At 48.7% G+C, this 22,527-nt stretch carries 22 protein-coding genes and 1 pseudogene; 6 read left to right on the top strand and 17 right to left on the bottom strand.

Annotation, left to right across the window (positions count from 1 at the left end; genetic code table 11):
• Positions 1-414 precede the first annotated feature (414 nt).
• The gene (locus tag ACJ2PR_RS28935; RefSeq protein ID WP_446856813.1) at positions 415-561 is read left to right on the top strand and encodes a hypothetical protein; all 147 of its coding nucleotides are present in this window, start codon (positions 415-417) and stop codon (positions 559-561) included.
• A gap of 72 nt (positions 562-633) precedes the next feature.
• On the top strand, positions 634-1,110 hold the full coding sequence (locus ACJ2PR_RS28930) for an RNA recognition motif domain-containing protein (protein WP_446879567.1): 477 nt from the start codon (positions 634-636) through the stop codon (positions 1,108-1,110).
• A 246-nt stretch (positions 1,111-1,356) separates the two neighbouring features.
• Here the strand turns inward: ACJ2PR_RS28930 and ACJ2PR_RS28925 are convergent, their stop codons facing one another.
• Together ACJ2PR_RS28925 and trxB are read right to left on the bottom strand one after the other, a co-directional pair.
• Positions 1,357-2,256, bottom strand: coding sequence for an ABC transporter permease (locus tag ACJ2PR_RS28925; protein ID WP_446879566.1), 900 nt, complete (start codon positions 2,254-2,256; stop codon positions 1,357-1,359).
• A gap of 165 nt (positions 2,257-2,421) precedes the next feature.
• Positions 2,422-3,783 (bottom strand): thioredoxin-disulfide reductase, encoded by a 1,362-nt coding sequence (gene trxB / locus ACJ2PR_RS28920; RefSeq protein ID WP_446879565.1) that lies wholly within the window; start codon positions 3,781-3,783, stop codon positions 2,422-2,424.
• Positions 3,784-4,243: 460 nt separating this feature from the next.
• Here trxB and ACJ2PR_RS28915 point away from each other — a divergent pair, with 460 nt between their 5' ends.
• Positions 4,244-5,581, top strand: a complete 1,338-nt coding sequence (locus ACJ2PR_RS28915; RefSeq protein ID WP_446879564.1) for a class I SAM-dependent methyltransferase — start codon at positions 4,244-4,246, stop codon at positions 5,579-5,581.
• Positions 5,582-5,587: 6 nt separating this feature from the next.
• Positions 5,588-6,970 (top strand): class I SAM-dependent methyltransferase, encoded by a 1,383-nt coding sequence (locus tag ACJ2PR_RS28910; protein ID WP_446879563.1) that lies wholly within the window; start codon positions 5,588-5,590, stop codon positions 6,968-6,970.
• Here ACJ2PR_RS28910 and ACJ2PR_RS28905 read toward each other — a convergent pair.
• Complete coding sequence (locus tag ACJ2PR_RS28905) at positions 6,967-7,188, bottom strand: DUF4351 domain-containing protein (RefSeq protein ID WP_446879562.1); 222 nt, start codon at positions 7,186-7,188, stop codon at positions 6,967-6,969. The two genes, ACJ2PR_RS28910 and ACJ2PR_RS28905, sit on opposite strands and share 4 nt — an antisense overlap.
• Positions 7,189-7,292: 104 nt before the next feature.
• A complete protein-coding gene (locus tag ACJ2PR_RS28900) occupies positions 7,293-9,344 on the bottom strand; it encodes a hypothetical protein (protein WP_446879561.1) in 2,052 nt (683 codons plus the stop codon).
• Positions 9,345-9,431: 87 nt separating this feature from the next.
• Here ACJ2PR_RS28900 and ACJ2PR_RS28895 point away from each other — a divergent pair, with 87 nt between their 5' ends.
• Both ACJ2PR_RS28895 and ACJ2PR_RS28890 read left to right on the top strand, forming a co-directional pair.
• Positions 9,432-10,547: a tRNA (guanine-N1)-methyltransferase gene (locus tag ACJ2PR_RS28895; RefSeq protein ID WP_446879560.1), complete on the top strand. Its 1,116-nt coding sequence runs from the start codon at positions 9,432-9,434 to the stop codon at positions 10,545-10,547.
• A 169-nt stretch (positions 10,548-10,716) separates the two neighbouring features.
• Positions 10,717-10,959 carry a hypothetical protein gene (locus tag ACJ2PR_RS28890; protein ID WP_446879559.1) on the top strand — a complete coding sequence of 81 codons (243 nt, stop codon included), beginning with the start codon at positions 10,717-10,719 and terminating at the stop codon, positions 10,957-10,959.
• 112 nt (positions 10,960-11,071) lie between these two features.
• On the opposite strand, the pseudogene ACJ2PR_RS28885 reads toward ACJ2PR_RS28890, so the two are convergent.
• The 13 genes and pseudogenes from ACJ2PR_RS28885 to ACJ2PR_RS28825 form a co-directional block, all read right to left on the bottom strand.
• Positions 11,072-11,206, bottom strand: a pseudogene (locus ACJ2PR_RS28885) (hypothetical protein); the annotation flags it as partial.
• A gap of 375 nt (positions 11,207-11,581) precedes the next feature.
• Positions 11,582-11,854 carry an NIL domain-containing protein gene (locus tag ACJ2PR_RS28880; protein ID WP_446856803.1) on the bottom strand — a complete coding sequence of 91 codons (273 nt, stop codon included), beginning with the start codon at positions 11,852-11,854 and terminating at the stop codon, positions 11,582-11,584.
• 2 nt (positions 11,855-11,856) lie between these two features.
• Positions 11,857-12,723, bottom strand: coding sequence for a sulfate ABC transporter permease subunit CysW (gene cysW / locus ACJ2PR_RS28875; protein WP_446866490.1), 867 nt, complete (start codon positions 12,721-12,723; stop codon positions 11,857-11,859).
• Positions 12,716-13,570, bottom strand: a complete 855-nt coding sequence (gene cysT, locus ACJ2PR_RS28870) for a sulfate ABC transporter permease subunit CysT (protein WP_446856801.1) — start codon at positions 13,568-13,570, stop codon at positions 12,716-12,718. Before cysT ends, cysW begins: the two co-directional genes overlap by 8 nt.
• A gap of 214 nt (positions 13,571-13,784) precedes the next feature.
• A complete protein-coding gene (locus ACJ2PR_RS28865; protein WP_446879558.1) occupies positions 13,785-14,876 on the bottom strand; it encodes a sulfate ABC transporter substrate-binding protein in 1,092 nt (363 codons plus the stop codon).
• Between the two features lie 151 nt (positions 14,877-15,027).
• Positions 15,028-15,804 carry a class II glutamine amidotransferase gene (locus ACJ2PR_RS28860; protein ID WP_446879557.1) on the bottom strand — a complete coding sequence of 259 codons (777 nt, stop codon included), beginning with the start codon at positions 15,802-15,804 and terminating at the stop codon, positions 15,028-15,030.
• 187 nt (positions 15,805-15,991) lie between these two features.
• On the bottom strand, positions 15,992-16,606 hold the full coding sequence (locus tag ACJ2PR_RS28855; RefSeq protein WP_446866493.1) for a TetR/AcrR family transcriptional regulator: 615 nt from the start codon (positions 16,604-16,606) through the stop codon (positions 15,992-15,994).
• Between the two features lie 308 nt (positions 16,607-16,914).
• Positions 16,915-17,193, bottom strand: a complete 279-nt coding sequence (locus tag ACJ2PR_RS28850; RefSeq protein WP_446866494.1) for a hypothetical protein — start codon at positions 17,191-17,193, stop codon at positions 16,915-16,917.
• Positions 17,194-17,340: 147 nt separating this feature from the next.
• Entirely contained in the window at positions 17,341-18,903 is a 1,563-nt protein-coding gene (locus tag ACJ2PR_RS28845) for a GldG family protein (protein ID WP_446879556.1), read from the bottom strand.
• A 19-nt stretch (positions 18,904-18,922) separates the two neighbouring features.
• Positions 18,923-19,723: an ABC transporter permease gene (locus ACJ2PR_RS28840; RefSeq protein ID WP_446879555.1), complete on the bottom strand. Its 801-nt coding sequence runs from the start codon at positions 19,721-19,723 to the stop codon at positions 18,923-18,925.
• On the bottom strand, positions 19,720-20,703 hold the full coding sequence (locus tag ACJ2PR_RS28835) for an ABC transporter ATP-binding protein (RefSeq protein ID WP_446879554.1): 984 nt from the start codon (positions 20,701-20,703) through the stop codon (positions 19,720-19,722). The genes ACJ2PR_RS28840 and ACJ2PR_RS28835 overlap by 4 nt, the downstream gene beginning before the upstream one ends.
• Positions 20,704-20,843: 140 nt before the next feature.
• Entirely contained in the window at positions 20,844-21,539 is a 696-nt protein-coding gene (locus tag ACJ2PR_RS28830) for a gamma-glutamyl-gamma-aminobutyrate hydrolase family protein (RefSeq protein ID WP_446879553.1), read from the bottom strand.
• Positions 21,540-21,616: 77 nt separating this feature from the next.
• Positions 21,617-22,399, bottom strand: a complete 783-nt coding sequence (locus ACJ2PR_RS28825; RefSeq protein ID WP_446856790.1) for an ABC transporter permease — start codon at positions 22,397-22,399, stop codon at positions 21,617-21,619.
• Positions 22,400-22,527 lie beyond the last annotated feature (128 nt).

Here is a 22,527-nt window from a genome sequence, read left to right as displayed (position 1 = left end):
TGACAGGGATGACAACAAATATTAAAAAGCGCTCAAATGACCTTTAGAGGGCTGGGATGCTAGTAGTGACTCAAGACAAAGTTGGAATGTAAAGAATAGTTGCGTTTCTTTCACAAAGGTATTACATTTCTTAACAAGAGGGCTGATACTTCCAGGCATGGCTCAATCCTGTCTCTTGCGATCGTTTGGTTTGATGGTCTTGGTATCAGTTTTTTCCTTCCAACACAACAAGCTGGCCAGCCAAACCAAGGCTGGTTTTTATTGTCTACTTTTGGATAGAAAAACCTCGAGACAGACCGTTGATTGCGACGCTAGAGCTAGAACAAAAGGCTGAAATCTACCAATTAGCCCCCCTGAGCGCGAGCCTGCATGGTACCTTAATGAATGGCAAGAACATCCGAGGAAGCAGTTAAGATGCTAAACCTCGACCCTCCAGCACTGACCAAATTTCGTCGTCTCCTTACCAGCGATCGTCAGCCCGACCCTGAGACTGTCTGGCAACGAGCGATCGCTCTGGTTGGTGAGGGGAAGAGCCTGGTGGTTTCTAAGATGTCTGTCTAGCCCGTCCTCAGCCAACATTAAGTCAACGCTCTCAACGCAAGTGTATTAGGATCAAGTCTGGAGGTGTCCATTATGTCCATTCGTTTGTATGTCGGCAATTTGCCCGAAGATCTAACCCGGCAAGAACTCGAAGCTGTTTTTGCTGAAGCAGGTGACAATGCGTCTGCCAAGATTATTACCGATCGTAAGACCGGAAAATGTCGCGGATTTGGCTTCGTCACGGTCAAAACTGATGAACTTGCTGATGAATTAATCGAAAAGTTCAATGGCTTTCAAGTTAAAGAGAATGTCATCAAAATTGAGAAGGCCTTACCTCGCGCCAAAGAGAAAGGTGAAGACACCGAGGGTGCTGTGGTAAGCGCTCCTGTGGGCGCTGCGCCTGTGGCAGGCGGTCGTCGCAAAGGTGGCAGTGGTGGCGGCAACAACAGCAAAACTCGTCGCACAGCCCCCGCCGCTTCTGACCCAGACTCAATCCAGCCCGATCCCCGCTGGGCACAAGACCTTGAGAAGCTCAAGCAGCTTTTGGCAACTCAAACGACTAACTCCTAATTCCTTCGGTGAGTCAGGGTGTTGGCTAGGGTTAAGTTCTCTATCATTTATGGGCAGTTAGCCCACAACGTGGTGCCTGCTGGAGTAGAAGAGAGGCTAGTCTTAGCTTCTATTTCGGTGGGCATCAACACTGTTTTTAGACCGCAACGATTTGATCATAATGATAGAGAGCGAGTTTTCTCAGGATAGACTGGGTGACTCGCTTTTGTTTTTTAGAAGCGTGCTCAAACGAAGAACTTACAGGACTTATCTTTTTTGGCGATCGGTCAATTCGTTTAACCCTTCACCCAAAAGCGACAGTCCGATCACCATCAGCGTCATCGCCAACCCCGGAAAGAGCGCCGTCCACCAGATTCCCCCAGTTGAGAGGGCATCCAATGCTTGTCTCAGATCGTGTCCCCATTCGGCAACGTCATCTGGCAGTCCTAACCCTAGAAACCCCAAACCGCCCAATGTGAGAATGGCATCCGCCGCATTCAGGGTAAATAAGACAGGGACACTCTGAATTACATTCAGAAATAAGTATCGAGAAAGGACTCGCCAAGTGGAAGCTCCCATTGCTTGAGCCGCTTCGACAAACAACTCTGTCTTGACACTGATCGTCTGATTACGAACGACTCGATAATATTGAGGAACGTAGGCAATACTGAGGGCGATCGCCGCATTCAAAACCCCCCGCCCTACGACAAAGGCCAGCGTCACCGAAAGCAACAATCCCGGCAGTGTGTAGATCGTATCCATGATGAAGAGGAGGAAGCGATCGAGCCGTCCACCCAGGTAGCCGCTCACCATGCCCAACGGAACGCCAATGATCAAACTCAGGGCCGTCGCCAATATCACCACCTGAAGCGCAGCCTGACTTCCAAACAGCGTCCGCGAAAACACGTCATAGCCCAAACTCGTCGTCCCAAACCAGTGACTGATCGAAGGCGAATCGTGAGGGGAATTATCTAAAAACTCAGTTGGACTTTGCAGCGCTCCCATCATTTGAAACAGCGGAGCTAGCAGCGCAATACTCACAAAAATCAACGTCAAAAGCGCCCCCACCCGCATCATTTTTAACGACAGGCTAGGACGCTCAGAGAAATTAAGGAAAGACGACCCCTTGCGGGTAACTCGGAGAGATCGAGGGAGATTCAGAGCCATGAGGGAGGAAGGATGAGTTTAGAAGACAATCTTAGAGGACTTCAACTCAAACTCAAAGTTCAGCATTGCTAAACAATCGACCCCGAAGACCCAAAATCCTCTTTCATCCCTCATCGCAAAGCGGATTACCCCCAACGGGGGAACAGATCGTCGAAGTTCTCCCTCCTAAAGATTGCTCTCAATCAATTCGCGATATTGGCTCTTTTGCTTAACGCCTTTGACTTCGGCAACCATCCCCTTATTTTTGAAGAATTGAATCGTAGGAGTGCCCATCACGCCTGCTGATTCAGCGATGTCGGGGTCTTGGTCGATGTCGATTTCGATGAAGTGAATTCTGCCATCAAATTCATCGACGACCTTGTTCAGAATTGGCTTCAAAGTGTGGCACGGGCCGCAGTTAGGAGACACGTATTTGACCATAATCAAACGATCGCTCTCATGGTAAAGCTTCCGTAGCGCAAAGCCGCCTGCATGTCGAGTTGCCGCAACATTCACCTCAGTCGTCACGGGAATCTCGATTTCTGCATGAGGAACTTCTTCGATCGGCTTCTCGGTTTGGCTAAATTCTTGCGCCAAGTTGTTGAATGAGAGCCAGCGTTCTGCCAACATGGCCGCCATGCAGCCTGTTCCTGCTGCTGTAATGGCTTGCCGAAATTCGTGGTCTTGAACGTCTCCAGCCGCAAAAACGCCTTCGACACTGGTTTCGACTGACCCGTGTTTGGTGACGATATAGCCGACTTCATCCAGTTCTAGCTGTCCTGCAAACAGAGCCGTGTTGGGCTTGTGACCGATCGCATAAAACAGTCCTTTTGCGTCAATCACGCTTTCTTCGCCCGTCTTGGTGTCTCTGACTTTTACGCCCGTCATATGTTCATCGTTGCCCACTACGTCGATAGGTTCGGTATTCCAGTGGACGGTGATTCTAGGATTACTCAACACCCGATCCTGCATGGCTTTGCTCGCCCGCATTTTGTCCGTTCGGATTAGCATGTTGACGCGATCGCCGTACTTGGTTAGATAAATTGACTCTTCTGCGGCTGTGTCTCCGCCACCTACCACTACCAGCGTCGCGCCTCGAAACAAAGGAGTCGCCCCATCACAAATCGCGCAGGCTGAAATGCCTCGACTCCAAAACTGTTCTTCGCAGGGTAGCCCAAGCCGTCTAGCTGTGGCACCTGTGGCAATCACAACGCTGTGGGCTTTGACTTCGCGTTCTTCTGAGCGAATCGTAAACGGACGCTGACTAAAATCGACAAAGGTCACATCTTCCATGTGCATCTCAGTGCCCCAGCGGATGGCTTGAGCCTTCATCTGATCCATCAGTTGGGGCCCCGTGATGCCTTCTGGAAAGCCTGGGAAATTTTCGACTTCGGTCGTCGTCATCAACTGTCCGCCTGGCAGCCCTCCCGCCTCAAAGCCCTCAAACATGACAGGCTTCAAGTTTGCACGACCTGCGTAAATGGCTGCCGTATATCCTGCTGGGCCAGAGCCAATAATGACCAAATTTTCTACGGTTGGGTTTGCCATAGCTTAATACAAACTCATAACGACTACGGATAGTATAGCATCATTCAACTGCTCTCACCCTGGTCAAGGAATAGAGAAACTAGCGACTGACAATGAACTGAAACAAATGATGCTTTCTTATATTTTGTGATACTTCTTGAGCATTTTGTTTAAAACTTTGGGGCAATTGCTCAAGGGGCACCTGAGTAATACCAGGCTTAAAAGCTCCGTGGTTTCGCGCATGTGAGGGCAGACTTCATGCCTCTTTTATGGGTTCACCTTGTCAAATCAGTAATTTAGCTAGAGCAAGGCTGCTGTAACCTCCCTGAAAATTGGTCGGCAGGCTGCTTTATCTCAGTAAGTTCTGTGGGTACTCTAATGTGGACTTGAATTTTAGAGGAGCGATCGTCCGTATAAACTCGCCCCCAGTCGATCAATCCACGAGTATTATGCTTTTTGAAGCCCCACAGGAGACAGCCAGATGAAGGATCAGGACATCGAACTACTAGAAAAAATCCGTCAGCAGTACAACAACGTTCCTTATCCCAATACGCCCCTGGAGGAATCACCTAAGCAAAACTACCAATCGCTTTTCTTTCACAGTTTGGTTACGGCTTATTACTTGAGAGATCAAAGCGTCGTTGACACAACGGATAAAGTTATTTTAGATGCAGGATGTGGGAGCGGCTATAAGTCCTTAATTTTGGCAGAAGCAAACCCAGGCGCAAAAATTGTAGGAATTGATCTGTCCGAAGAATCTGTAGATCTGGCTCACAAACGCTTACAGTTTTATGGATTTGATGACGCAGCATTTCATGCACTTTCTATCTATGATCTGCCACAGCTAGGATTAAAGTTTGACTATATTAATTGTGATGAAGTTCTCTACCTTCTGCCTGACATGAAAGCAGGTTTAGAAGTCATGAGATCTGTCCTCAAGCCCAATGGAATGATTCGCGCCAATTTACATAGTCTGATTCAAAGGTTTGGCTTCTTTCGCGCTCAAGAAGCGTTTGGAATCATGGGCTTGATGGATGGAACGCCAGATGATATGGAGGTTGAAATTGCAATAGAAACCATGCAGGCTCTCAAAGATCAAGTCAACTTAAAGACAATGATTTACAAGCCTGAATTGTATGCACAAAACTCTTCAGAAGCTAAACAGAGAGTTTTGGTTAATTATCTTTTGTTGGGCGATCGCGGCTATACCATTTCTGACATGTTCAGCGCTATCAAGGCAGCCGATCTAGAGTTTATCAACATGGCAAACTGGCAACAGTGGGATATCTTGTCTCTCTTCCAAGATCCAGACAAATTGCCTGACTTTTGGAAAAACAAACTGCCGGAGTTGTCGATCGAGCAGCGCTTAGAAATCATTGAACTGATTCAACCTGAGCATCGACTACTAGACTTTTTGTGTGGTCATATTAATATGTCACATCCTAAGCTGCCTCTTTCTGAGTGGACTGATCTAGATTGGCAAACGACAACCGTTCATCTCCATCCTGTTCTAAAAACTTCGCACATCAAAGAACAGCTAGTGGAGTCCGTTTCCCAGCAGCAGCCGTTTGAAATCACTCGCTATGTTCCTAAAGCCACAAAGACGAGATTTATGATGGATTCTGGTGCGATCGCTTGTCTATTACCCCTGTGGAAAAAGGAGCAGCCGTTTACAACATTAGTGGAATATTGGCTCAAGTTTAAACCGTTGAATGCAGCATTTGAGCCTGTGACCAAGCAGGAAGCCTCTGAGCAAGTTAAGCAACTTCTGACGGGTCTAGAAGACTGTCTATTTGTTTTGTTAGCGCGATCGAAATAGAGATTTTTGGCACGCTTGACCCACTACCCACTAGCAGTTTTTGAGGCGATCGAGATGAACAAACAAACACCCGAATTATTAGAGAAGATCCGTCACCAGTTTGATAACGCTCCCTATCCTAGAAACCCACTTGAACAATCTTCTAAAGAGGATTACAGTTCTCTATTTGTCCATAGTTTGGTCACGCCTTACTATCTCAAACATCAAGCAGCGATCGACCCAAAAGGAAAAGTCATTCTAGACGCAGGCTGTGGGACTGGTTTTGCCTCTCTAATCTTGGCAGAAGCTAATCCAGGCGCAAAAATTGTTGGCATTGACTTATCCGAAGAATCTATTCGTTTGGCCAAACAACGGCTGCAATTTCATGGATTTGATCAGGCCGAGTTTCATGTGTTGAAGATCGAAGATCTACCAACATTAGGGTTAGAGTTTGACTACATTAACTGTGATGAAGTTCTCTATCTTTTGCCTGATCCAGAAGTGGCTCTGCGAGCAATGAAATCTGTTTTAAAGCCGGAAGGAATCATTCGCGGCAACTTGCATAGCTCGACTCAAAGATATGGGTTTTATCGCGCTCAAAAGGTCTTCAAGTTATTGGGCTTGATGGATTCTAAGCCTGGAGATTCAGAGATTGAAATTGCGATCGAAACCTTGAAGGCGCTAAAGCCCAGTGTCGAACTCAGGAAAAGAGTCTGGGAAGGCGATTTATTAAAAGGAAACAATCTCAAAGAAGAGACTTTATTAAATTGTCTACTTCAAGGAGACAAAGGCTATACCATTCTCGATATGTTTGCCGCTTTGGAAACCACTGATTTAGAGTTTCTCAGCATGGTCAATTGGCGACAGTGGGATTTGATGGAGTTGTTTAGGGAGCCAGACGATCTGCCTGTTTTTTGGCAGTTAAGTTTTTCAGAAGTTCCTCTACCCCAACAGTTGCGATTGTTTGAATTGTTTCATCCCGTGCATCGGCTTTTAGATTTTTGGTGTACTCATCCCACTGAGCCAACTTTGACGCTGCCTGTTTCTGAGTGGGAAGCGTATGATTGGCAAAATGCCGAGATTCAGTTGCATCCAGTTTTGAGCAGCGATCGCATCAAAGCCGATTTGTTGGAGTCACTCAAGCAGCACCACCCCTTTGAGATTTCAAAATATATTCCGACTTCCTCGATCACGCCCATCATTTTGGAAGGCAGTCAAGCAGCCTGTTTGTTACCGCTCTGGGAAGGCGTACAGACGATCGAGTCTCTGATAGAGCGGTGGCTACAAATTAGGCCGGTCGATCCGGCGACGCTGGCACCTGTAACCAGACAACAGGCTTTTGAGGAAGTTACAGGTCTACTGAGAAGTTTAGAGGTTTTTCTCTATGTGCTTTTAGGTAGAAAGGCTTAATCGGCTTGATCATCGCTGAGCCAGGTTTCTAAATCACTCACGCTTGAGAAATTGAGAAGGGCGATCGCTAACCTCTGAAGTTGATCCAAATTTAGGGAGGAAATGCGATCGCTCTGGGCTTGAGAAAGCGGTTTAATTCGCTGTTCTAAAAGGAGACGAATGAGCGATCGCTGTCCTGTTCTTCCTAGCGTGCGCTTTGTCGAGTGGCTTGTTCCCACTTTAGGAATGCTTGTGACAGTGCCATTTGGGCCTCCTGTGATGTGAAGTTTTCAGCAATTACTGTTTGCGGCAGCAGTATTACAATCTAATGATCGTTCCTCAATTATTCTGTTGTTGATACTGATTTCGGAAGTATTGCAGGATCGTCATCGATCGACAGTAAAAATTGAATCAGATCTGTTTGCTCCTGCGTTGTAAAACCTGCTTGCGGATCAATCCAGTATTCGTGTCCGCTGCCGTCAATTTCGTCGATTTGTAGGTCACGATTTTTGCGATTGGCATTCACTGCTACTTGCCGAAGCGTGCGATCGACTAACACCCGCAAACTCGCCGCCGGATCGGGTAAGATCCCCTGCATTGAGGTTCCTGCTATGCCCATATGATCGGGGTTAGAGACAACGAATTGATTGCTCGACAACTCGACCCCTTGCGGGTTACTCAAAGAGATCGCATCTTGACTTGCAGCCACTCCCCCATCATGTAAGTAAGGAGCCGTTACCGAAAGTCCAATTAAATTAGGTACTTTATAACCGCCCTCATTGCCCACTGCGTAGGATAAATCACGATCGCTTTGTGGAGTAATGTCGATCGGCACCGCTAACACAGGCGGATCGGGCGGAACCGGGACAGGTGTATTGGGCGGATAAGTTTCTGGTGAAATAAAGGTTTTGGGAAACTGTTTGAGAGCGGCGGCGCGAGAGGGTTGAGACTTGATTTCGCTGGCCCCGATGACTGAATGATTGGTGAAATAACGACCGCTGTGACATTGAGCGCAATTTGCTTTCTCAAAAACAGCCGCCCCTCGTTGTAGGGCCGTTCGATCGCGCGTCTCAGTCGGCGGGGGCGCTAAGGTATTTTGATAAGCGGACATGGCGTTGATTTGTTGACCCACCGGATAGCCTGGAGAATTTGCCATCAAGCCATCGACGATAAAAATTGAACCTCTCGGATAACCCGGCATTTTAATCACTTCATTCATCGCGGGATTACCCGGAGTCGGGTCACCTTTGACCAAGAATTCTGAAGGTTTTGCGCCATTGGGCAATCGAAAGCGACGATCGGCGGCATTCTGCAACATGATGCCTAAATACGTTTCTTTGTCGATGCCCAAAATTGGTTGACTGGCATATGATCCTGTCGTCGGATCAGAATTGGTGGCGTGAACGTTGTTATTCAGCGTCGATAATCCGTGGAACCAGCCGACCGATGAAAACCCGCTCCAGCCATAGGGGTAGCTCTCAAAGGTATAAGAAGACGGATTTTGAGAAGGGTTGTTGTGATTGTCGCCCGTCGAGTCAAAATTTCCGGGGGCCCACCCGACTAACTGAGCGTCTACCGCGTCTTCTACGGCTTTTGCGTCGGGTAAGTTTGCGGTTTGTCCAGCGGCATTAATGTAAGTACGATCGCCCAGCGGAATCTTCGTCGGATTTACGCCCGTTTGCCGAAACATTGCCGCCGAATTAGTCGCAAACGCCTGCAACAGCCCCGTGTCCAAATCGTTGTTGGGGGCACCTTCTAGAATGCGTCCGGTGTCTTTGTCTACGGCTGCGTGACAGGCTGCACAGGTGATGCCGACCCGAATTTTTGCACCTTGCTTAAAGGTCTGCATTCCCAACGGAATTAGCGACCCTGCGGGAACGTCTAACCCTGTATTCACCACGCTTCCCGCTCTAAAAAGGCGACTGCCGATCGTCACATCTTCATCTAACGGAACTTGCAAATTCGTCGTATGTTTGCCGCCGAGAGCCGCGATCGCTTTGCCAATTGAAATCAAATTCAACTTGCCATCAATCACGCCCAACACATCTGTAAAAAAATACTCATTGCCAAACGTCTCTCGATAAAACGCATCCCGTCCCAAATCGATCAGATCTTGAGTAATTTCGACTGCTCCATTTTCGGGCGCAAGGCTGGCTCGTCCTTCGGCTGTCTCAAGTAGTTTAGTCGCTTCCCGTTTAGAAACCACGCTGCCCAACACATCAAACGAGCCAACTTCCTGCGGCGTTTTTTGAATCGTGGGCGTGTAAGTATTTTCTAATTTGGGTGCCCTGACCGGAAAAGAAAGCTCGATCGTATAGCCCAACACTCCCACCGCAATGAGAAGCACGATCGTGACGATCGCTGATCGAAAGGGAAACAGGGCCTTCATACTCATGACATCCGCAACATCTCCGGGAATCTTAGAAGACGGCGAAAAAATTCCCCTCTGTCTGGTGAAGGAAGTCTGTAAAATTCTAAGGTCGTGAACAAAACACTCATGGACTGGCAAACGGAGGGAAAAGCGAGATTTCAAATAGGCAACAGCTTTTATCGATCGTCGGGTCAAGTTGCGCGAGACTTGGGCGTTTTGGCGGCAGCAATTTACAAGCAAGAAACAGGTCAGTTGCGCGTGTTGGATGCGATGGCAGGGTCAGGTGTACGATCGCTTCGCTATTGGCTCGAAAGTCAGGCGGATTGGATCTGGACAAACGACGGCAATCCAGAAATCAGCGCTGTTTTACACCAAAATTTAGAACCCATCCTTGCTAAAAATCAGGCTCAAATTACTTGTTTGGATGCTAAAAAAATCTTTTTCAACTGTTACGATCTCCAGGACTTTTACGACTTAGTGGATGTCGATGGATTTGGATCTCCTGCTTCTTATTTGAGCGCCTGTCTTGATGCTACAAAAATTGGCGGACTTCTCTATTTAACTAGCACAGACGGCCGCACCGTCACCGGACACGAACCCGAAAGTTGTCTGGCACTTTATGGCTCCTATTCACGTTCTCATCCTGCCATTCATGAGCAAGGTTTGAGAATTTTATTCGGCAGTTTACAACAAGTTGCTGCGACCAAAGGATTTGGCATTGAGCCAATTTTCTCTCTGTTTGTGGGAGAAACCTACCGATTAATGGTGCGCTTAATTTCTCAGCCGTTACTCAACAGTCAGAACTACGGTTTTTTGGGATATTGTCATCACTGCGGAGACTATCAAACGGTCTTTTGGCGCAATTTGGGACGGGTGAATTGTCCTTACGATCGCCACACTCTCACCCTCACCGGGCCACTGTGGTTAGGTGCCTTACAGCATTCACAAAAACTTCAGCAGCTTGCAGAACTTGCCACTTCCTGGAATTGGATCGAGCAATCCCATCTTCTCAAACTGATGGCCGACGAAGCCGAATTGCCGCCCTATTTCTACACGTTGGGCGAGATTGGAAGACGCGGAAAACTGGATATTCCCAAGCGATCGTATCTGATTCAAGCGTTACAAACTGTAGGGTATCAAGCTAGTCCAACTCATATTCACGCTCAAGCAATCAAAACCAATGCTGATCTACAAACTTGTATTCTGACGGCTCGCCATCCAGGGTAGAATCTTCCCTATCGTGTGCGTTGTATTTATCTTCCTAAACGTTTAATGACTATCCCCATAGGTAGATGCTAATTGAGTGTCAATCACTGAGGATAGTGCACGTTTGAGATGGGTTTTTACACCTCCCTATTTCATAAATTTTCATGTTGCACTTTACCGGAGAGGAGTCATGAATCGCAAATATATCATTCTCACATCAGCCCTGGGATTAACCCTGCTATTAGGCGCTTGTGGGCCCAGCGGAACGGATGGTACAGGGGGCACGACGACTTCTCCTGCGGTCACTGAGCCGCCTGTTGTGAGTCCTACGGTTTCTCCGACGACAAGCCCGACGATCGCGCCCACGACATCGCCCGAAACGACTCCTGGTGCTGGCGCTTCGCCCACTGCTAGTCCAACCACTTCTCCTTAGCGACTGGTTGGGTAAATAACGTTCTGATCTACCTGCTTACAACGGCTCTCAGTCCAGTGAGGAATTGGTTTCCGAAATCTTCTTCACTGGATTGAGATCTTCTACAAACTACTTACACCAGCCATTGCCAGCTAAAAAACGCCAGCATTTCCAGTACGATCGTCCATAACAAATTCTTTGTCCAGTAGCTTGTGAGGACTGCGACGCTTGCACCAATCAAACCAGAGTTAGTATAAGTCAACATTACAGAATGATCAGAACAGAATGATCAGAAACTGAAATAGTGGGAATGACGATCGCCGTCAATATAAATGAAGGAATCTATTTCAGTAGTCTGATTACAAAGTTAGGTAATTTTACACATCTATTTAAACAGGTCAGCGTATGGCAAATCAAAAAAACTACCAACGCTGTCGCACTGATCAAAAAGAATTAAGAATGAGATCTTTTTAACTAGACGTGAATTTAACCCCTTGCGGGTCACTCGAAGCGATCAAGTTTTTTTGCTTCGTTATTGGACGCAGGAGCCTCTGAACAAGGAAGCGAACCCTCTCACTGAATCCACATTAAAAAACCCCCTCGTGCATGAGGAGGTGACGAATCTAGGAGCATGATTCTAAAATTACCAACCGTCTGCATCGCTGCTATTCCAGATTTCTAGATCCAGTTCATTCAAATAAGTCAATGCACTTTCGATGTGGCGATTAGTTCCTTGAAGTTCTAAATCAAACCAGCCATCGCCGACTGCATTTGCGCCCAAAATTGCACCTTTGATATTCACGGTCAAACCGTAGTCAGAGACCAATCGAGAAATTACAGGTTCACGATGATACTCTTTTGGGATGCGGATTCTGATTTGTTTTTCGGTTAAGCGATCGTCGATTTTCGTACCCATGACTATTGATCCTTAATGCGAGTTCTACGTTCTACAATCTCCTTTAACACCAGCGTTACCACCGCCAAAAAAGCCAGCAAAACCGCCGCAGAATAAGCCGCCTGAGTTTCATATTGTTTATAGGCATCTTCTACATACAGCGGTAAACTCTGGGTTTTGCCCGCAATGTTGCCCGACACGACTGAAACAGCCCCAAACTCCCCCATCGCACGAGCATTAGTGAGAATCAACCCATACAGCAAGCCCCAGCGAATACTTGGCAACGTCACCCGCCAAAAGGTCTGCCACTGATTCGCACCCAACGTTTGCGCGGCTTCTTCTTGATCGGCCCCCACTTCTTCTAAAACAGGAATCACTTCTCGCGCCACAAACGGCATACTCACAAACACCGAAGCCAAAAGCATTCCCGGAAAGGCAAAGACAATTTTGAAATCATTGGCTTGTAGCCAGCCGCCAAACCAGCCGTTGCGCCCATAGAGCAGCACAATCATCAGACCAGCCACGACAGGCGAAATCGAAAACGGCAGATCAATCACGCTCAAAAGAAAGGCCCGACCCCGAAACCGCCGACGCGCGATCGCCCAGGCCGCACACAGCCCAAACACCAGATTCAACGGCACCGCAATCAACGCCAACATCACCGTCAATCGAATCGCCACCTGAAAATCAGGACGAACCAGATTTGCAAAAAACGGCCCCACGCCCTTACTAAAGGCTTGAACAAACACATTCAGCGCGGGGATGTAAATCACTAGAGCAAGATAAACGATCGCCACCCCAATCAAAATCGTCGGCACCCAGCTTTTTTTCTTAGCTGAAGCAGACACCTTCGATCGAGCGGGACTGAGAGAAGAATCTACACTAGCCATATCGCTTACCCCAAGCTTGCAAAAGATTGATTGCCAACAACATCACCAGCGAGATCATCAGTAAGACCACTCCAATGACAGTGGCTCCCGAATAGTCATACTGCTCAAGTCGCTGAAAAATTAACACAGGCGCGATTAGATCTCTGAATGGTGTGTTAGAAGCAATGATTACAGTTGATCCATACTCACCGACTGCACGAGAGAATCCCAACGCTACACCCGTGAGAATAGACGGCAACAACGGCGGCAACACAACGCGCAAAAAAGTTTGTAGCTGTGAGGCTCCCAGACACCAAGCTGCTTCCTCAATGTCTTTTTCCATTTCTGTCAAGACAGGCTGTACTGTCCGCACGACAAAGGGCAGCGAGATAAAGAGCATTGCCACCCCCACTCCCAGACGAGTAAAGGCGATCTTGATGCCAAAGGGCGCGACCAGAGAGCCAACCCAGCCATTTTGACTATAGATCGTTGCCAGCGTCAAACCCGCGACCGAAGTCGGCAACGCAAATGGTAAATCAACCGACGCATCAATGATCCGTTTTAGCGGAAAGTCATAGCGCACCAAAACCCACGCCAGCAAAGTCCCAAATACGCCATTGATTAGAGCCGCAATCAGCGAAGTGGTGAAGGTAACATCATAGGTAGACAGCGCGATCGGACTGGTCGCAATTCGCCAAAACTCAGCAGGAGACTCAGTGGCCGCCTTGAGAAACATGGCGGCGATCGGCAAAAACAACATCACCGACAAGTAGCCCAACATCACTCGCCAAGTCCAGGGCACTTGAGAAAGTCGCTGAACGATCGATTTCCGAGGAGAGGTATTGATTTGAGGAGCAGTGGTCGTCATGAGAACTAGGGATGAGGGATGAGAACTGGGGATGAGGGATGAGCGGGGACTTGGGACTTTTTGCTTCGTTGTTCGGTTTTTTGTCTCCTAATTGTCTCCTAACCTTCAATGTCTTACTAGGAGAAGAAGGAGAAGATTGAGATAGGAGAAGATTGAGAGGAGAGTGGATGAGTGGCAAGGAGCGATCGCAGTAGAATTGCAACCCTCATCCCTCCTACTTGCCTGCTTCGATCTTGTCAAACACTGCACCGTCCTCAAAGAATTTTGTCTGGACTTGATCCCATCCGCCGTAGTCTTTGATGGTGGCCAACGTCTTCACTGGGGGAAATTTGTCCACGTTTTCTTTTTGTTTAGCAGAAGCTTCATCCGTTGGTCTGAATCCTAGCTTGACAAACTCCGCCTGCGATTCGGGAGTAAACATAAATTTGGCAAAGGCTTCGGCGACTTCTCGTGTGCCATGTTTGTCTACATTTTTGTCCACAACGGCGAGAGGAGTGTCGATCGAGATGTTCACCTCTGGCACCACGTATTCTAGTTTTTCGCCCTTCGATTGAGCCAAAATTACTTCATTTTCGTAGTTGATCAAGGCATCGCCCTGTCCCTGTTTGGCAAAAGCATCGGTTGATTCGCGGGCATCTTTGGCTAAGACCGCCACATTTTTGAAGGCTTTGGTGACAAATTCAGTTGCCTTAGCTTCGTCGCTCCCTGACTTGATTGCCGCATTCCACAGAGCCAAAAAGTTCCAGCGCGCTCCCCCCGAAGTTTTGGGATTTGCGGTTACCCACTTCACGTCATCTCGCGTTAAATCGTTGAAGGTTTTGATATTTTTGGGATTGCCTTCGCGAGTAATGATTGCCGCTACCGACTTGGCGACGATGCCATCATTGGGAACTTTTGTATTCCAGTCTGGGTTGACAAGTCCCGCTTTCACCAGCTTTAGGGTGTCGGCGGCCAGTGCCAGGTGAGTGATATCGGCTTCTAGACCATCGACGATCGCTCGTGTTTGTGACCCCGATCCGCCATAGCTTTGTCTAAAAATAACGGTCTGACCTTTTTCTTTTTTCCACTGCTCAACAAACCTAGGAATAATCGCATCGTGGGCCGCCTTGGGAACCGCATAAGCCACCAGCGTCAATTCGATGTCTTTCTTTTGGTCAGAAACCGGACTAGCTCCCCCGCCTGGGCTGGTCGAAGTCGAAGCCGTGTTGCTTCCACAAGCGGCGATCGCAAAACTGAGCGTCACACCCACCACAAACCACGAAATGATGCTTTTCAACGAATTGAATTTAAACCGCCAGTTCTTCATTGCGCGCTCTCCTGAAATCTACGGCTTGCTGGTCAAGTAACCGTATTTGATACTGATCATAAATCCTACCGATGAATCTGAGAAAAAGCAAGAAGAATTCCTGTTTGTCGGTCGGGAATGTGGGAATTATCCTCAGACTGGCCTCTGAAGCTCAAAAATTGACGCTTTCTGGACAGCCATCTCGAAAGACGAGCAGTTCACCGGGTGCGATCGTCGTCCAAATTTCGTTATCGGTAAGGGGAGTAGTGGCAATGACCGCAACGCGATCGCTGATCTGAGTCAATTCCTGAAAATCGACGGTGACATCTTCATCGATCAAATGCGCCGCCGCAAAAGGAGCCTGACGCACGATGTAGCAAAGCTTTGTGGAACAGTGGGCAAAAAAATGCTCTCCATCCGACAGTAGATAATTGAAAGTACCGTGGGTGGCGATCGTGTTCGTAATCTCTTGTAAAGTGTGCCGTAGCTGATTTAAGTCTGGTTTGCCATCAGGAAATGTTTGCCGCAACGTTTCCAAAATCAGGCAAAACGCCCGTTCGCTATCGGTCTGACCGACGGGACGGTAGTATCCAGCATTCTCAGGATAAAAATTGAGTAAGTCTCCATTGTGAGCAAACGCCCAATAGCGTCCCCAAAGTTCGCGCTGAAAGGGATGACAGTTTTCGAGGGCCAATCCGCCAAACGTAGCTTTGCGAATGTGAGCAATCACATGCTTTGAGTGAATCGGATAGTGACGGACTAGCTGGGCGATCGGAGACTCGATCGACGGATTCACATCCAAAAATACTCGACAGCCCGCCCCTTCAAAGAAGGCAATTCCCCAGCCGTCTCGGTGTTCATCAGTCTTGCCGCCCCGCGCACAAAATCCCTCAAACGAAAAGCAGATGTCAGTCGGCACGTTGCAGTTCATTCCGAGCAGTTGGCACATGGGGAATGCGGAGGTTTAAATTGACATCAATTTGATGCAGTTCTTTCGCTTCGATGTGGAGAGCTTCTGCCCCCTAAGCTGCCAATTCTGGGGGACTATAAGACAAGATTTCTGGTTCAAAGTCCCTTATTAGCGAAAGATTTAGGGGAGCATTCGAGGAATCAAGCGATCGGTCACCCCTTACTCCTCACCCTTTCACAAGAACGCCATTCAAAAAGATCTCAGCCAACCCTTCTGCCATTTCTTGCATTTCAGCCGGAGAGCTATCGGGGCCCATGATCGTGTCTTGGCTAAATCCGGCGACCGCAAACATGCCCAAAAACACTCGTGCAACTAATTTTGGATTCATTGGACGGTAAATGCCTTGATCCATCGCGGTCTGAAAAAACGCTTCGGCAACATCGGTCATTTTCTCGATCACCTCAATCTGAATGCGATCGCGCAAATCGGGATGAAACTGCGCCTCCATAAAGCAAACCTTGAGCATGTCAGCATTCTTATGCAGGTTGAGCATTCGTCGCCGCATCACTTGAGCTACCGCTTTGTAGCTGCCCATCTCGCTCAACTCGGTCAGCAGGTCAGTGAGAATGTCAATCCATCCCTGCGTCGCCACCTCGACCAAAATCGCTTTTTTGTTGCTAAAGTGCCGAAACAGCGTTCCTTCTGCTACGCCTGCGTGTTCGGCCAAATCGCGAGTGGTGGTGCCATCGTAGCCATGTTTGGCAAACAACTTTAACGCTGATTTGAGAATGCGGGTGCGGGTTTCGGTTTCGGGTTGAGAGACTCGATTGATCAGTGGCATAGATAATAGGCAGACGCGATCGCAAATAGAACGTCTGTGGGTCTATTCTCTAGGGTAAATCCGACGATCGAGCGCAGCGTTATGTAGTTTACAGATTTTAAACCCTTCTAAGATTCTCAGAATCGGGGATTTAATCACCCGTAATTTTGGCTGGTCGTTCAAACCGCACCTATCAGAACGGAAGTCTGCCTTCACTGACTCGGAGAGCATTTTAACCCATGAAGTCAGGTTCTCAGAGCCGCCGAAGACATTTGCGAAGCGAACTGCATTCGCTGGATTGGTTGAATCTATTGATTGAGTCTATGATCCTAAGATCTGCTGTATTGAGAAAGGACGGACAGCGGATAGCCAAATCTCTGACGGCAGACCGTGGTGAGAAACTCAACTTCTTGACGGGCACTTTGTAATAAATGAGTCGGCAAGGTAGGCGCTAGACGGCGATGTACTTCGACCGCTTCATCTAGCAGATCCACCACTTCTTCGAGCGTGGCATCTCGGAACTGCTCAATTTGGGCGGGGAAAGTGGATTGTCCCCAGTCAAAGTCTTCTTGTGCCAAGGCTTCTAGTTCTTGAAACTCTGCTGACATAACTGACCACCCGCAACAAAAGGCAACGTTAACTGTAGGGGTTAGTATCGGTGTCAGGAGGACACACTAGCATCTTCCAATCGACTCACCCAATAACCCTCCTTAAGTTACCCCTTTCCTGGTAGATTCTGTCACAGGGTCACACCCCTACCGCCGTCGCCACCAAATAAAACCAGCACTCCCCAATCCCAATAATGGAACGGCTGCCAAAGCGATGAATCCCAACACGTTTGCCTGCTCGATAGTCAAGACAATGCGGCGATTTTTGACATCTTTGGGACGAATCGATAAAGGTTGCTCATCTTGTTGACTGAGCCAGCGCACCGAGTTGAGGAAGACATCACCATTGAGTTGTTGTCCAAACAGGCTGTCGTTGACAAAGCTGGAGTTGCCAAAAACAACGAGTCGAGACTGAGCGCGTGAAGCAGTTGAGGACACCGATCGAGTAAAGGCCGCTCCCAGAGCAAGCGGGCCAGGTCGATCGCCCCCATTCAATTTGGGGGGTTGTTCTTTGAGGTCACTTTCTGCCCAGCTTTTGGGGTCGGTTAACAGTAAGGGAGTGGCTTGTACTCCTGAAACAGTTGTGATTTCTAAAGGACGCGCTAGAGGATAGAGTGAAATGCCGTTGCGAAAATCTTGAGTGATCGGGTGAGTGCCATACTGATCGACGACCATGCCCGTCACGCCCCAGCCTTTGACCTGGCGATCGGAGCCATTGATAGCAATGCGATCGTCCAGCTTTACGCCCCACTGATTGAGCAAACTTTCCAATCCAGATTTGTTTTTAGGATCGACCATGACCAGCAGATTGCCGCCTTGATTGAGGTAAGTTTCGATCGCGCTTACTTCGGCATCTAACAAGGCACGAGTCGGGCCAGCCATCACCACAACGGTTGCATCCGCAGGCACTTTACCCGCCTGGACGAGATTGAGCGGAGTGCTAAAAAAGTTCTTGTCTTCGAGCGCCTTCACCCCTTGAGAAATGCCGCCTTCTCCGGTGAGCGATCGTTCTCCATGTCCCTGAATAAAGTAAACCTTGGCGCGGCGATCGCTGGTGATTTGCACAATGCCGCTCGTCAGCTTGCTTTCTGACAGACGAAGTTGAGAATTGACGTTTTGCAGAAATTGTCTGCGTTGGGTGGGCTGAAGCTCCAGATACACATCGCGGTTTTCGCCCGAATTTTTGATGCCAAAGGTTTCGGCTAATCCGGGGTTGGCTTCTGGATCGACGTAAGCAAAACTAAATTGAGGATTTTTGCGCTGATAGTTTTCTAACAGATCGCGGTCTTGAGGATTTTGCTGATTGTCAAACACATAGACTTTGATGCCCTGTTTGAGATCCTTTAGAACCTGCTGTGTTTCGGGGGCGAGGGTGAAGAGTTTTGATTCGGTCAGGTCGATGCGGGTGGAGTGGCGCACTGCGAGAAAATTGGTCAGCCCCAAAATCAAGAGAATGGCGATCGACCCCACCAGCGCGTTTGTGCCAGATTGGGTCGATCGACGGCTCCAAAATTTTGGCTGAAGCGAGTCTTCGAGTCGTCCCAAAAAAATCAGCCACAGCCCCACGATCGCGACTCCCCCAATCACCAGCCCCAACGGAATCGCGCCCCAGGTGCCTGAGACGATTCCCGCAGAAATGCCCATCACGGTGAGAAACAGACCGAGCCAAAACAAGTATTTGAGAGGCTTGAGGCGCTTGATGGTTTTCATAAAAGGGGCTTCTTAAAAGTCAGGAACGCTGAAATCGTAAGGCATCGATCGATTGGGCTGTCAGAAAAATCCCCAATAAAATGTAGCTGGCAAACAACACTAAACTACTCGTATCGACAATACCCTGGATCAAATTGGTGTAATGCTTTAATAATGACAAATGCAATAGCGCATCCCCAAAAGCGCCACCCAAACTTTTAGCCGCGACATCGACGATCCAGAGCGACAACACCAACGCAAACGTGAATATCGCCGCGAGAATTGTACTATCTGTAAGCGAAGAAATAAACATTCCCAATGACAGCACTGCGGCAGCTAATAAGATCAAGCCAGCATGACCCAACAGCAACACACTAAATTGAACGGGAGGATTGACACTACTGAGCGCGATCGCTTCATACAATAGCAACGGCAGCGACATCGTAATAAAGAACGTCAACACGCCTAACAATTTACCAACTGCAACGGCCCAATTTGTAATGGGTGAAGTGGCCAATAATTCCAACGTGCCACGCTTACGTTCTTCGGCGTACAATCCCATTGACAACAGCGGCAACACAAACAGCGACAGCGACCCCATCAGACCGAGGAATGCTCGAATGAATTCATAAGGCGCATCCACAGCCGGAAGCTGAAACCCTGACTGAGCCTGCAAATCATAGGCGGCCGTTTGTTGAATAATGCCGTCTAGCGTCGCGGTGAATAGAATGCCAGCCAATAGCCAAAAAATGGCAGCGATCGCATAAGCCAGCGGGGACGCAAAATAGCTCTGTAACTCGCGACGATAAATGGCCAAAAAATTGTAGGCGATCGTGTTCATACTTCGTCCTCAGAGTCTAACGGATCGGTTTCAGGCTGATCTAAAGGCTTCTCCTCAGTCGTTAGCTGCAAAAATACGGTTTCTAAACTGGCTTGCACTCGCCGCATTTCATAGAGTCCGAGATGATGACCGACCAGGGCCGCCGCCAAATCTCGCCCCAATTCTGTTTCTGAATCAGACACCACTTTGACTTTGAGACGGGTGCTTAACGTCCCGATCGTTTCCACAGACTTGACTCCAACCACCGATTGTAGACAGCGCTGCACGTCCGCCCAGTCGCCTTCAACCTCTAGCTCATAGCCCGATCGCCCCATCAGTTGTGTCATCAGATTTTCGGGCGTGTTGGTGGCGACGACCTGCCCCCGATTGATAATGGCAACCCGGCTACAGGTCATACTAACTTCGGGCAAAATGTGGGTCGATAAAATGACCGTGTGATCGCCTGCCAAATTTTTGATCAGATTGCGAACTTCAATAATCTGTCGGGGATCAAGTCCGACCGTCGGCTCGTCCAAAATAATCACTGGGGGATCATGCACGATCGCTTGAGCAATCCCGACCCGTTGCCGAAATCCCTTAGACAGCTTGCGAATGATTGTCTTGCGCTTTTCGAGCAGAGTGCAGCGCTCTAGAGCGGATTGAATGCGAGTGGGGCGATCGCCCGCGTTGACTCCTTTGATTTGCGCCACAAAATTCAGGTAGCCTTCGACCGTCATATCCGGGTACAGAGGCGGCGTTTCGGGCAAATATCCAATCCGCTGCCGGACGGCCATCGAGTCTTCGTGAACCTCAAATCCAGCAACTTTCGCCGTTCCTTGAGTCGCCGGAAGATAGCCCGACAAAATTCTCATCGTCGTCGTTTTTCCGGCTCCATTGGGGCCCAAAAAGCCCAAAATTTCTCCTGGCTCCACTGAGAACGTGACATCGGCGATCGCAGGCGTTGATCCATAGAGTTTGCTGAGATGTTCGACTTCGATCATAGAAAAACGGGGGCTGAGTGGTTCAATTTAACGCTCAGAAATGACGATCGTGTGACCAATCGTTGAAAATCTTTTCATTGATCCGATGCAGCCTGTCAGAATATCAGAATATTTGAATTAGGGCTAGCCTTCCCAAAAATCTACCTTCTGGCTGCTTTGACCAATGCCTGAAACAGCTTCAAATGGGCGGGGTCTTGGGCTGACATTTCGGGATGCCACTGGAGGCCGATCGCCCAGGGATGATACTGATGCTCCAAGGCTTCGACGAGTCCATCAGACGCTTGGGCCGCCAGTCGCCAATCGGCTGAAAAGGTGCGAACCGCCTGATGATGCCAGGTGACGATCGTCAAAGCTTTGGTTTCCAAAATCTGAGCCAGCCGACTGTCTGAAAAAACTTGTACATCATGCTGAGTGGGGCGACGAGGATGATCAAGCCGATGCGCGATCGCGTCTCCATAAACGTCGGGTACATGGGGCACCAGATCGCCACCCGTTGCCACATTTAGCACCTGCATTCCGCGACAAATTCCCAAAATTGGGATCTGGGTGGTCAGGGCGACTTTTGCCAGCGCCAACTCAAATTCATCGCGATCGGGATCGACGGCATAAATTGTCGGATGCGCCTCGCCGCCATAGAGAGCAGGATTGATATCACCGCCCCCTGTAAAAATCAGTCCATCCAAAATGTTGAGAATCTGGTCAGGCTGATTGGGCGGCAACAAAATGGGCGATCCGCCTGCCAGTTGCACCGCATCGACATAAGTTCCGGGTAGGCACAGTTCTCCGGCTTCGTTGCGGCTATGGGTGGTGATTCCGATGATGGGCGACGGTGACATTTTGGAGTGATGAGGGAGAACTTTGATGATCTGTTCCCCCTTGGGGGGTAATCTGCTGCGCGAGGAGGCGTGAGGGGTTAGCTGGAGGCGCTAGTGTAGAAGCGGAGAGCAAAGCGCCAGAAGAATGAGGCGGCGATGAATAGGGCAGTGGCTAAAAGGGCGGCGGCGATCGTCCAGCCGATTTGGACTCTTCCTAACATGGCTTCGGCGGGAAGTGTGGTCAAGAACGCTACAGGAACTAGAAAGGTAAAGAAAAATCGATAGGCAACGGGGTAGGCGGCCATTGGAAACCGTCCCGCTTCTAGCAATCCTCGCAGCACTTCTGTCACATTATAAATTTTGACAAACCAAATGCTCGTTGCACCCAACATAAACCACAAACTGTATAAAATCGTTAACCCGAACGCCAATGGTATCAGACTCGTTAAGTAAGCAGAAAGACTCACCCCTAATTGATTACCTGCGTAGAAAACGACGATCGCTCCAAAAATCAGATCGGGCAATCCCCAGGGTGAAATCGTATGAGCCGATAACCAAAACTGTGAGCTAACGGGTTTGAGCAGGACAAAATCCAGCGTTCCCTGTTGTACATGCTTGACGATGCGATTTAAGTTAGGAGCCAAAAACGTCCCCGAAAAGCCTTCTAGCATGGTGAAGATTCCCAGCACAATCAGCGCTTCTTCCCATCGCCACCCCTGAAATGTGTAGCCCGTCCGATAAAACAAAAACAGCCCAAACAAACTACCTGCCAACCCACCCAGGCTAGTGAGGGAAGCGATCGCAAAGTTGGCCCGATACTCTAACTCAGCGGCGATCGCCGTACTCCAAAACAATCTCAACAACCTAAAATATCTTTTCATTTTTCATCCCTCTCGCATGTCGTACAGAAGACCGAAGACAAAAGACCGAAGACCGAAGACTAAAAACGCGACTCCATCCCTCATCCCTCATCCCTCATCCCTCATCCCTCATCCCTCATCCCTCATCC

The organism is Phormidesmis sp. 146-33, assembly GCF_052939515.1.
The sequence above is the reverse complement of the archived record's forward strand: the minus strand, read 5'-3'. Positions and strand labels throughout refer to the sequence as shown.